Origin of the sequence: Streptomyces cadmiisoli (genome assembly GCF_003261055.1) — a bacterium.
Lineage (GTDB): Bacteria > Actinomycetota > Actinomycetes > Streptomycetales > Streptomycetaceae > Streptomyces > Streptomyces cadmiisoli.
Map to the genome: position 1 here is coordinate 5,954,747 of NZ_CP030073.1, position 12,149 is coordinate 5,966,895.

The 12,149-nt window shown below is 72.1% G+C and carries 7 protein-coding genes; 4 read left to right on the forward strand and 3 right to left on the reverse strand.

Translation table 11 applies throughout. The features are described from left to right. Positions 1–68 precede the first annotated feature (68 nt). Positions 69–1,205 carry a tRNA dihydrouridine synthase DusB gene (gene dusB, locus DN051_RS26010; protein ID WP_053758248.1) on the forward strand — a complete coding sequence of 379 codons (1,137 nt, stop codon included), beginning with the start codon at positions 69–71 and terminating at the stop codon, positions 1,203–1,205. On the opposite strand, the gene DN051_RS26015 is transcribed toward dusB, so the two are convergent. The 3 genes from DN051_RS26015 to DN051_RS26025 form a co-directional block, all read right to left on the reverse strand. Next, a complete protein-coding gene (locus DN051_RS26015) occupies positions 1,206–2,945 on the reverse strand; it encodes an LTA synthase family protein (RefSeq protein WP_112439605.1) in 1,740 nt (579 codons plus the stop codon). Positions 2,946–3,110: 165 nt separating this feature from the next. Further along, positions 3,111–5,048 carry an amylo-alpha-1,6-glucosidase gene (locus DN051_RS26020; RefSeq protein WP_112439606.1) on the reverse strand — a complete coding sequence of 646 codons (1,938 nt, stop codon included), beginning with the start codon at positions 5,046–5,048 and terminating at the stop codon, positions 3,111–3,113. After that, entirely contained in the window at positions 5,045–6,604 is a 1,560-nt protein-coding gene (locus tag DN051_RS26025; protein ID WP_246040661.1) for an MGH1-like glycoside hydrolase domain-containing protein, read from the reverse strand. Before DN051_RS26025 ends, DN051_RS26020 begins: the two co-directional genes overlap by 4 nt. A gap of 119 nt (positions 6,605–6,723) precedes the next feature. Between DN051_RS26025 and DN051_RS26030 the strand changes: the two genes are divergently transcribed. From DN051_RS26030 to DN051_RS26040, 3 genes are all read left to right on the forward strand, one after another. Further along, a complete protein-coding gene (locus tag DN051_RS26030) occupies positions 6,724–7,959 on the forward strand; it encodes an ROK family protein (RefSeq protein ID WP_199314676.1) in 1,236 nt (411 codons plus the stop codon). Between the two features lie 407 nt (positions 7,960–8,366). Continuing rightward, positions 8,367–11,114, forward strand: a complete 2,748-nt coding sequence (ppdK, locus tag DN051_RS26035; protein ID WP_053758253.1) for a pyruvate, phosphate dikinase — start codon at positions 8,367–8,369, stop codon at positions 11,112–11,114. Between the two features lie 174 nt (positions 11,115–11,288). After that, on the forward strand, positions 11,289–12,125 hold the full coding sequence (locus tag DN051_RS26040) for an ATP-grasp domain-containing protein (protein WP_053758254.1): 837 nt from the start codon (positions 11,289–11,291) through the stop codon (positions 12,123–12,125). Positions 12,126–12,149 lie beyond the last annotated feature (24 nt).

The following is a 12,149-nucleotide window of genomic DNA, read 5'->3' on the forward strand; positions in this document are numbered from 1 at the left end:
TACGCCGATTTCAATAGTGCGACTAACTAATGAAATGCGGCGGACTGATCGCACGGCACAATGGAGGAATGTCCACGCCCCTGACGATCGGTCCGCACACCGTCCAGCCGCCCGTGGTCCTCGCCCCCATGGCCGGGATCACCAACGCGCCCTTCCGCACCCTGTGCCGGGAGTTCAGCGGCGGCAAGGGCCTGTTCGTGAGCGAGATGATCACCACCAGGGCGCTGGTGGAGCGCAACGAGAAGACCATGCAGCTGATCAGGTTCGACGAGAGCGAGAAGCCCCGCTCCATTCAGCTGTACGGCGTCGACCCGGCCACCGTCGGCAAGGCCGTCCGCATGATCGCGGAGGAGGACCTCGCCGACCACATCGACCTGAACTTCGGCTGCCCGGTGCCCAAGGTGACCCGCAAGGGCGGCGGCTCCGCGCTGCCGTACAAGCGGCATCTGCTGCGGGCGATCCTGCGGGAGGCGGTCAGCGGGGCGGGCGACCTGCCCGTGACGATGAAGATGCGCAAGGGCATCGACGACGACCACATCACCTACCTGGACGCCGGCCGCATCGCCGTCGAGGAGGGCGTCACCGCCATCGCCCTGCACGGCCGCACCGCCGCCCAGCACTACGGCGGCACCGCCGACTGGGACGCCATCGCCCGGCTGAAGGAGCACGTGCCGGAGATCCCCGTGCTCGGCAACGGCGACATCTGGTCCGCCGACGACGCGGTCCGCATGGTCCGCGAGACCGGGTGCGACGGAGTCGTGGTCGGGCGCGGCTGCCTCGGGCGGCCCTGGCTGTTCGCCGATCTGGTGGCCGCCTTCGAAGGACGCGAGCAGGACGTCGCGCGGCCCGCGCTGCGTGAGGTCGCGGACAGCATGGTCCGGCACGCCGCGCTGCTCGGCGAGTGGATCGGCGACGAGTCCCGCGGTGTCATCGACTTCCGCAAGCACGTCGCCTGGTACCTCAAGGGCTTCTCCGTCGGCTCGGAGATGCGCAAGCGCCTCGCCGTCACGTCCTCGCTGGAGGAGCTGCGCTCCGGGCTGGACGAGCTGGACCTCGACCAGCCCTGGCCGATCGGCGCCGCCGACGGCCCCCGCGGGCGCACCTCCGGCAACAACCGGGTGGTGCTACCGGACGGCTGGCTGAAGGACCCGTACGACTGCGCGGGGATCGGCGAGGACGCCGAGCTGGACACCTCCGGCGGCTGATCAGCCCTTCGGCTGTCCCGGCGTCGAGCCGTACGCGGTCAGGAAGCGGTCCCGGAAGGCGCTCATCCGCCACACCGGCGCGTCCCCGGCGGGCCGCAGGCCGTCCGTCCAGCCCCAGTCGGAGATCTTGTCCAGGACCTTCGGGTCCTTGGCGAGGATCGTGACGGGCACGTCCCGGCTGGCGCGCTCCCCGCTGACCCGGGCGATGGGCTGGTGGTCGCCGAGGAGGACCATGACGGTGTCGTCGGTGCCGTACCGCTGGAGCCATTCGGTGACGCTGGTGAGCGAGTACTGGACCGACCTGCCGTACTCCTGCTTCGACAGGTCCGAGTCGGCGACCACCCTGGAGGGGTCGGTGCCCGCCTTCTCGACGGCCTCGAAGACCGAGCCGTCGCCCAGTTCGTCCCAGCCGACCATCTTCGGGATCGGCGACCAGGGCTGGTGGCTGGAGGTCAGGATGATCTCCGCCATCAGCGGCCGGTCGCGCTTCTTGCCGTGCTCCAGGCGCTGGAAGGCCTCCAGCGCGTACTGGTCCGGCATCGTCGACCAGCTGAACTTCGGGCCCTCGTAGCCCAGGTGGAAGGCGTCGTAGACGTTGTCGAGGCCGTAGAACTCGGCCTCCGGCCAGGCCTTCTGCACCCCCGGCACGACACCGACCGTCCGCCAGTCGCCGGTCTTCTGGAACGCCTTGGTCAGGGTCAGGTGGTCGCCGGAGGTGACGGTGCGGTAGCGCTGCTGGCTGCTGATCCACAGGCCGGACAGGAACGTGGAGTGCCCGAGCCAGCTGCTGCCGCCGTACGTCGCCGAGGTCAGCCAGCCGCTCCTGGCGCCGAATCCGGCCTCGGCCAGGGCCTCGGTGCCGGAGTCGAGGGTCCGGGTGACGCCGGGGGCGATCCGCGGGTCCTCGACGGCGCTGCGGCCGTAGCTCTCGATGAAGGTGAACAGGACGTCCTTGCCGCGCAGGTCCGGCACCAGCCGGTCGGCGGGTGTGTCGCCGAAGACGTCCACCTTCGCCTCCTCGGCGAACGCCGCCTCGTCCCGCAGCGTCGTCTGCACCCGCCGTGCCTGGATCTCCACGAGCGCCGCCGCATGGTCGGCGGCGATCGGCAGACCGGCGAACTGCACACCCAGCGCGAAGGTCAGGGTCCACACCACGGCGGCGGCGAGCGTGGCGCGGACGGCGACCGTGCGGTGCCGGGCCAGCAGATTGCTCAGCCGGACCGTCGCCAGCACCATGACCGTGAACAGCAGGACCGCGAGGGCGATGGCGGCGATCGCCAGCCCCGTAGCGCCCGCCCCGCCCATGGTGTCCTCCATGTACGACTGGGCGTCGTCGAGCAGCCCCCAGTCGAGGACCAGGTTGAAGCCACGGCCCAGGTACTCGTTGAACCCGATGTCGAGCAGGTTGAGCACGGTCAGCGCGCCGAGCGCGACCCCCACGACGACGGCCACCGCCAGCCGCGGGCGGCGGGGCAGCACGAGCAGGACGGCGGCCCCGATGATCGCCTCCACCGGGATCCGCGCGAACTTGGTCCACGTGAAGGCCCCGACGCGGGTCGGCATCAGCAGCGCGAACACGAGCAGGGCCACCGAGAGCGCGGTCGCGGTCCAGCGCAGGCCGCGGGCGGCTGACGGGTGGGCCGCGCGCCAGCGGGCGAGACGGCCCCCGGCAGGGGCGGCTTCCTCGGTGTCCGGGGCGTCGTCGTTCGTGGTCGGCGGTTGACGCGTGAAGACAGCCACCCGGGGGTCCCTCCGTACGAAAGCAGTGTGAAGCGGCGGACCCGGCGTGGGGGTTCGGGCCCGCCGTCCTCTCGTACGGCCCGGCGGCCGACCGCGTTCAGCCCGTCCCGCGGAAAGCCGTGGAAAAGATGCGTAAAAGCCGTGGAAAGCGGCCGGGCGGGTCGGTCAGGCGCCCCCGACCGCCGTCAGCAGCGCCAGGGGAGCCGCCGCCGAGCGGGACTCCCGGACGCAGGCGTGCGGATAGGGCACCGGCTCGGCATGGGTGTCCCGGCCGTACCCGGCCAGCACCTCCGGCAGCCGGTGCCCGGCCGCCGTCGCCGCGTCGACCAGGGCGTGCGCCACCGTGCGGGCCTCGTCGTGCAGACCGTAGCGGGCCAGACCGAGGGTGATCAGCGCGTTGTCGTGCGGCCAGACCGAACCGCGGTGGTACGACAGCGGGTGGTACGCCGGCTGCCCGGACGCCAGGGTGCGCACACCCCAGCCGGAGAAGAAGTCCGGGTCCAGCAGGCGCCTGCCGACCAGCTCGCCGTACTCCTTGTCCAGCAGCCCGGACCAGAGCAGATGCCCGGCGTCCGAGGCCAGCGCGTCCACCTGCCGGCCCTCGCCGTCGAGCGCGAGCGCCGGGAAGGAGTGCCGAGGCATCCAGAAGTCCCGCTGGAAGCGGTCCCGCAGATCGGCGGCCGCCTGCTCCAGCAGCGCGGCGTACTTCTCGTCCCCCCACACCGTGCGGGACAGATGGGCGGTGCGGCGCAGCGCGTCGTAGGCGTAGCCCTGCGCGCCCGCGGCCATCACCGGACCCGTGGGCCGGGTGCCGTCCGCGCCGCAGATCGCGCCGGGGGAGTCCTTCCAGTTCTGGTTGGCGAGGCCGCCCTGATCGGCGCGGTAGACGAGGTAGCCGCGCGAGGTCAGTCCGCCGTGGTCCAGCATCCAGCCGACCGCCGCGCGGGCGTGCGGTTCCAGCCGGCGGGCCGGCCCGGTGTCCCCGGTCTGCTCGACGTACGCCCCGAGCAGGACGAGGAACAGGGGGGTCGCGTCCACCGAGCCGTAGTACCGCCCGTACGGCACCTGCCCGAAGTGGGCCAGCTCGCCGCTGCGTACCTCGTGCACGATCTTGCCGGGCTGGGCGACCGACTCCGCGCGCGTCGCGGTGGCCTGCGTCGCGGCGAGCGCGGGCAGCGTCGCGGCGGCCAGCTGAGGCCGGTACGGAAGGGCGAACAGGGAGGTGAGCAGGGCGTCGCGGGCCAGCAGGGTCAGGAACCACGGCGCCCCGGCGGCCGGCACCCGCAGCTCCTCGCCGTCCGGGCCGGCGGCCGGCACCTGGAGCGCCGCCAGGTCGGCGAGTCCCCGGGCGCAGGCCGCGGCCAGCTCCGGCCAGCCGGTCGGGAAGGCGACCCCCTCCACGAACCGGCCCTCCATCGCGAGCAGTTGCCCGTTCAGGGCGGCCGGTGAGCGCGGCACCCGCAGGGCCCGCCTCTCGCCGTGCGGGCGGGCCACGACCCGCAGCGTCAGCTCCGCCGTGCCGTGCGGCTCCAGGTCGAGCGCCCACACGAGGCGGCGCGCCCCGGTGCCGGTCTCCTCCACCGCGTCCGGCGCGGGCTCGGCCGTCACCGTCGTACGGGACTGCCACTCGCCGCGCCGGTAGGTGAACTCGACGCCGTCGTCCAGGACCTGGCGGGAGCGCACCGCGCCGGACTTGGCGTAGGTGCGGTGGTCGGAGCGCAGCTCGAACTGGTCGGTGAAGTCCGCGTCGGCGGTGACGGCGAGCCGGACCGCGGTCGGCACCGGGCGGTTGCTGGTGATCCGCAGCGACTCGACGAACGAGCCGTCCCCGACCGCCTGTTCACGGAAGATCGCGTACGCCGGCGGCTCCTGACGGCCGCCGCGCGGGACCAGCACACAGCGCGCGGTGTCCCCGCCGGCCACCGGGCTCAGCGCTTCGGGCACGGCGCCGTCGACCGTCAGCTGCCAGCGGCTGAGGTGCCGGCCGTCCCGTACGAACAGCCCGTCCGGGGAGCTGCCGCCCCGCACGCCGCTGATGTCCCCGCTGTCACCCACGGCGGCGAACGTCCCGCCGTGCACCAGCAGATGATGCCGGTTCGTCATCCCCGGTCCCCTCCTTCGGCTCCGTCGGCTCCGGCCGCCTCGGCGCTCCTGGCACTTCTGTTGCTCCCGGCGCTCCGGTCGGCCCCGGTGTCGTGGGAATCCCTGCCCTCCAGCAGGTCGAGCGTCAGCGCGGCGGTCCAGCTGAAGCCGGCCGCCCCGCAGGCCTCGCCGGTGTACGGGTCCACGTACTCCGCGAACCCGGAGGCGTCGGCCGTGTCGAGCATCGCCTCGCGCAGCGCGCCGGCCCGCTCCCGCTCGCCGTGCACCCGCAGCCCTCGCTCCAGCAGCCAGCCCGTGTTGAACCAGGCCGGGCCGCGCCAGTAGCGGTGCGGGTCGAACGCCTCGCCGCGGAGGTCGTAGCTGGGCACGAGGCGGGTGCCGTCGCCGAAGTGGGGGCCGCTCAGGGTGCGCACCAGCGCGCCGGCGACCTCGCCGGGCAGCGTGGGCAGCAGCAGCGGGACGAGGCCGGAGACACCGCGTTCCGGGACGAGGCCGCCGCCGCGCAGGTCCCGGCAGAAGAACATGCCCCGCGCCGGATCCCACAGCCGCTCGATCAGGACGCCCGTCAGGCGCTCCGCGCGGGCCCGGCGGGCCGTCCCCGTGGCGCCCAGCTCGCCCGCGATGTCGGCCAGCGCGTGCTCCGAGGCGATCAGCAGCGCGTTGAACGCCGGGTCCTCCACGGCGAAGGCGCCGCCCGCGCCCGGCCCGTCCCGGTACCCGCCGTCCCGGTACCCGCCGTCCCGGTAGTCCGTCGCCAGCCGCACGTACCGCCCGTAGTCCAGGTCCGTCGGCCGGTCCTCGGGCGCGCCGTGGTCGAGGTCGGCGCGCCGGAACGAGCGGGCCGGGGCCGGGGCGACCCGGGCCAGCGGGGCGTCCCAGCAGGGGCTGTTGTCCATACCCTGTTCCCAGGGGTGCACCACGGACGCGAGCCCGGCCCCGCCCAGATCACGCCGGTGCAGCAGATAGCGGTGCCAGGCCGCGAGCCGCGGGTACACCCCGGCGAGGAAGCCGCGCGCCCGCGACAGACCCGGGTCGGCGCGGTGCACCAGCCAGGCGGCCAGCGCGTGCACCGGTGGCTGCACGGTGCCGGAGGTCTGTACGGTGCGCGGGGCGCCCGCAGCACGCCCCGCGGTCGAGGAGCGCCAGAAGTCGGGGCTCGGGAAGTACGCGTCGAGCGGCACGGAGGGGTTGAAGACGATGTGCGGGATCCGCCCGTCGCCCCACTGGGCGCCGAGCAGCGTCTCCAGCTCCGTCTGGGCCCGTAACGGCGACAGATGCCGCAGCCCGATCGCGATGAACGCCGAGTCCCAGGACCACTGGTGCGGGTACAGACCACGTGAGGGCACCGTCGAGGTTCCGGTCCAGTTGTCCTCCAGGACGCGCGCGGCCCTCAGGCGCACGGAGTCCGCGCCGGCGCCGGGATCGTATGCGACGGCGCGGGAGTCCTGGACCGGGGCACGGCCGGGAAGGAGGACGGCGCGTCGGGTGCGTGCCGGTTCCGTACGGTCGGCGGGCTCCGCGCGACGGGCGGTGAGTTGCGATGAGCGGTGTTCCACTCGGGGCTCCCCGAAGACGTCCGGCCGACCAGTTCGGCAGTGGCTACCGTAGGGTTACGTCTATTTAACACGCAAAACCCAATATGTAATGCAGGGTTGAGAAACACAAGGGGGTGCGCATGACCGGACGGCCCGGAAGAACGGCGGGCACGGGCAGGGGAACGGCTCAGGCGAGCGCCGGCGACCTGCTGGAACTGGTGCGCAGCGGGCGGGCCACCACCCGCGGTGCCCTCCAGCAGGCAACGGGCCTGTCCCGGGCCACCGTCGGCCAGCGCCTGGACCGCCTCTTCCGCGCGGGCTGGCTGCGCGAGGGCGCCGGCGGTCCGGTGGGTTCCCCGCTGGGGGGCCGCCCGTCCATCACCCTGGAGTTCGACGACGCGCACGCCGTCGTCCTCGCCGCCGACCTGGACACCCGGCACGCGCGTGCCGCCGTCCTGTCGCTGACCGGTGAGATCCTGGCCGAGCACGGCGGCACGCTGGTCATCGAGGACGGTCCGGAGGCGGTGCTGGGCGAGCTGGGGCGCTGGTTCGCCGACCTGCTCCGGAAGGCGGGGCACGGCGCGGAGGAGGTCTGCGGCATCGGAGTGGCCGTCCCGGGACCGGTGGACAGCGAGACCGGCCGGGTGGTCCAGCCGCCGATCATGCCCGGCTGGGACGGCTACGACATACGCGGCCGGCTGGCCCGGTCCCTGACCGAGCACACGGGCGCTCCCGGCGTACCGGTGCTGGTCGACAACGACGCGAACCTGATGGCCTACGGCGAGCAGCGCACCGGCCATCCGGACTGCTCGGCGTTCGTGCTGGTCAAGGTGTCGACGGGCATCGGCGCCGGGGTCGTGGTGGACGGCACGGTCTACCGGGGCGTCGACGGCGGGGCCGGCGACATCGGCCACATCAGGGTGCCGGAGGGCGTGGACGCGCTGTGCCGCTGCGGTTCCTACGGCTGTCTGGCCGCCGTCGCCAGCGGCGGTGCCGTGGCGCGGCGGCTGGCGGAGTCCGGGGTGCCGGCGGCCTCCGGCTCGGATGTGCGCGACCTGCTCGCGGCCGGGCATCCGGAGGCCACCGGGCTGGCACGGGAGGCCGGGCGCCGGGTCGGGGACGTGCTGGCGACGGTGGTGACCCTGCTGAACCCCGGGGTGCTGATGATCGCCGGCGATCTGGCCGGCACGTCCTTCGTCACCGGTGTGCGGGAGCTGCTCTACGAGCGGGCGCTGCCCCGGTCCACGGCCCGGCTGGAGGTGGTGACCTCGCGCCTGGGGGAGCGGGCGGGGCTGGTGGGGGCAGGTGCGCTGGTGGTGGAGCATCTGTACGCGCCGCAGCGGGTGGAGGAGAGGCTGCGGGCGATGGGTGTGTGACGGGCGTGTTTCCGTCTCTCGCGCACCGTCCGCATGGTGAAATCCGGGCTCCTGTGGCAGCGTGATTCTCACCACCCTTGATAAGGGTTGCGCTCAGATGAGCGGATCATGGGCGATTGCAATTCTCGGAGGGGTGGCACTCAGTGCCACCCCTCGATCGTTCATCGATCGAAATCAGACGTGCTGGAATGTGCTCATCTGAGCGGCAAACCCGATGCCGGGGTGGCCTTGTGTTCAAGAAGTGAAAACATCGGGCCGTCACCGCTTACCAAGCTTTGACTTTCGATCCGGTGGCGGACGAGTGGTTACAGGCGCATGACGCGCAAGTAGACGTACCCAGGCGCCTTCGATCTGGGTATGTTCCTCGCCGTCAGGGCAGCCACCGCGTCCTCGAGGAGTCGAGACCCGTGTCGGAAAACAAAGATCCCCAGGTAGCTGAGCACGGCACCAGCGTTGAGGACGTGAAGTTCGTTTACGACTTCACCGAGGGCAACAAGGACCTCAAGGACCTCCTCGGCGGCAAGGGCGCGAACCTCGCCGAGATGACCAACCTGGGGCTTCCCGTCCCTCCGGGCTTCACCATCACCACCGAGGCCTGCAAGGTCTACCTCGACAGCGGCGAGGAGCCGGCGGCACTGCGTGACGAGGTGAGTGCGCACCTCGACGCGCTGGAGCGGCGCATGGGCAAGAAGCTCGGCCAGGCCGACGACCCCCTCCTCGTGTCGGTCCGGTCCGGAGCGAAGTTCTCCATGCCCGGCATGATGGACACGGTGCTGAACATCGGCCTCTCCGACAGGTCCGTGCAGGGCCTGGCCAAGCAGGCCGGCGACGAGCGTTTCGCCTGGGACTCCTACCGCCGCCTGATCCAGATGTTCGGCAAGACCGTCCTCGGCGTCGACGGCGACCTCTTCGAGGAGGCGCTGGAGAAGGCCAAGGAGGCGAAGAAGGTCGCGGTCGACACGGAGCTGGAGGCCGCGGACCTCAAGAAGCTGGTCACCCGCTTCAAGAAGATCGTCAAGACCGAGGCGGGCCGGGACTTCCCGCAGGACCCGCGCGAGCAGATGGACCTCGCCATCAAGGCGGTCTTCGACTCCTGGAACGGCGACCGGGCCAAGCTCTACCGCCGCCAGGAGCGCATCCCGCACGACCTGGGCACCGCCGTCAACGTCTGCTCGATGGTCTTCGGCAACCTCGGCCCGGACTCCGGCACGGGTGTCGCCTTCACCCGGGACCCCGCCAGCGGCCACCAGGGCGTCTACGGCGACTACCTCCAGAACGCCCAGGGCGAGGACGTCGTCGCGGGGATCCGCAACACCGTCCCGCTCGCCGAGCTGGAGCGGATCGACAAGAAGTCGTACGACCAGCTCATGCAGATCATGGAGACCCTGGAGAACCACTACAAGGATCTCTGCGACATCGAGTTCACCATCGAGCGCGGGCAGCTGTGGATGCTCCAGACCCGCGTCGGCAAGCGCACGGCGGGCGCCGCTTTCCGTATCGCCACCCAGCTCGTCGACCAGGGCCTGATCGACGAGGCGGAGGCGCTCCAGCGGGTCAACGGCGCCCAGCTCGCCCAGCTGATGTTCCCCCGCTTCGACGACAGCGCGAAGGTCGAGCAGGTCGGCCGGGGCATCGCCGCGTCACCGGGGGCGGCCGTCGGCAAGGCGGTCTTCGACTCGTACACCGCCGTCAAATGGTCGCGTTCGGGCGAGAAGGTCATCCTGATCCGGCGCGAGACCAACCCCGACGACCTGGACGGCATGATCGCCGCGGAGGGCATCCTCACCTCGCGCGGCGGCAAGACCTCCCACGCGGCCGTGGTCGCGCGCGGCATGGGCAAGACCTGTGTCTGCGGCGCGGAGGAGCTGGAGGTCGACACCAAGCGCCGCCGGATGACGGTGCCCGGCGGTCATGTCGTCGAGGAAGGCGACCTGATCTCCATCGACGGCTCCAGCGGCAAGGTCTACCTGGGTGAGGTCCCGGTGGTCCCCTCCCCGGTCGTGGAGTACTTCGAGGGCCGTATGCACGCCGGTGCCGACGACGCCGACGAACTCGTCGAGGCGGTCCACCGCATCATGGCCTTCGCCGACCGCAAGCGCCGGCTGCGGGTGCGGGCCAACGCGGACAACGCCGAGGACGCCCTGCGCGCCCGCCGCTTCGGCGCCCAGGGCATCGGCCTGTGCCGCACGGAGCACATGTTCCTCGGCGACCGCCGTGAACTGGTGGAGCGCCTGATCCTGGCGGACACGCAGGCCGAGCGCGAGGAGTCGCTGAAGGAGCTGCTGCCGCTCCAGAAGCAGGACTTCGTCGAGCTGTTCGAGGCGATGGACGGTCTGCCCGTCACCGTCCGGCTGCTGGACCCGCCGCTGCACGAGTTCCTCCCCGACATCACCGAGCTGTCGGTGCGCGTTGCCCTCGCGGAGTCCCGCCAGGAGCCGCACGAGAACGAACTGCGGCTGCTCCAGGCGGTCCACCGGCTGCACGAGCAGAACCCGATGCTGGGCCTGCGCGGTGTGCGGCTCGGCCTGGTCATCCCCGGCCTGTTCACCATGCAGGTACGGGCGATCGCGGAGGCCGCGGCCGACCGCAAGGCGGCGAAGGGCGACCCGCGCGCCGAGATCATGATCCCGCTGGTCGGCACGGTCCAGGAGCTGGAGATCGTCCGCGAGGAGGCCGACCGGGTCATCGCCGAGGTGGAGGCGGCCCGCGGCACGGAACTGAAGCTGGCGATCGGCACGATGATCGAACTGCCCCGAGCCGCGCTGACCGCCGGTCAGATCGCGGAAGCGGCGGAGTTCTTCTCCTTCGGCACCAACGACCTCACCCAGACGGTGTGGGGCTTCAGCCGCGACGACGTGGAGGCCTCCTTCTTCACGGCGTACCTGGAGAAGGGCATCTTCGGCGTCTCCCCCTTCGAGACGATCGACCGGGACGGCGTGGGGTCCCTGGTGCAGGCCGCCGCCAAGGCCGGCCGCGCCACCCGCCCCGACCTCAAGCTCGGCGTCTGCGGCGAGCACGGCGGTGACCCGGAGTCGGTGCACTTCTTCCACGAGGTGGGCCTGGACTACGTCTCCTGCTCCCCGTTCCGCATCCCGGTGGCGCGGCTGGAGGCCGGACGCGCCGCGTCCCGGTCGCAGGGCAGCGACCACCGCTGACCGGGCGGCGACCACCGCCGCCCCCAGGCACCGGAGCCGCCGTCGGTCCCCGACCCTCACCGATCAGGCGGCGGCTCCGGCTCGCGGGGCAAGGAGGACGGCACCCTGTGCGGGGGTGCCGTCCTCCCCCGTCGAACGGGTAGGTTGAACGATCATCCAGTCAGGAGACGCGTCGTGACCGCCCGCCCCAGAGTTCTGTTCGTGACCGATCTGGCCTACCGGGCCCGGGGACGGCGCTACTGCGACGAGGACATCTTCCTCACGTCCAGGCTGCGCGACGAGTTCGACCTCGCCCTGTGCAACCCGCTGGACGCCGCCCGGCTGATGGACGGCTTCGACGCGGTGGTCGTCCGCAACAGCGGCCCCGTGCTGCACTACCGGACGGAGTACGGCGCCTTCCGGGAGCGGGCCGCGGCGCTCGGCACGCTCGTCTACAACCCGCTGTCCGGCCGCGGCGACATGGCCGGAAAGCAGTACCTGCTGGATCTGACCGCCGCCGGCTACCCGGTGATACCCACCGTCGACCGGGCCGAGGACCTGGGCCGGCTGCCCGGCACCGGCGAGTACGCCGTCAAGCCGAAGGCCGGAGCGGACTCCATCGGGCTGTCCTTCCTGCCCGCGGACCGGCTGCCCGGCCTGACCTTCGGCGACGTCCTCGTCCAGCCGCGCGTCGACTTCCGGTACGAGGTGTCGTTCTACTACGTCGACGACGCCTTCCAGTACGCGCTGTACGCCCCCGACCCCGGCCGCCGCTGGGTCCTCGAACCGTACGAGCCCACCGGCGCCGATCTCCGCTTCGCCCGCCGGTTCATCGAGTGGAACACCCTCGACCACGGCATCCAGCGGGTGGACGCCTGCCGCACCGCGGACGGTGAACTGCTGCTGGTCGAGCTGGAGGACCTCAACCCCTACCTCTCGCTCGACCTCGTCGCCGACCGGACCCGGGACGCCTTCGTCACCGCTGTGACGGCCTCCCTCCACCGATTCCTCGACGCCCCGTCACCCGTCTGAGGCCGCGGCGGCCCGCCGCTCACC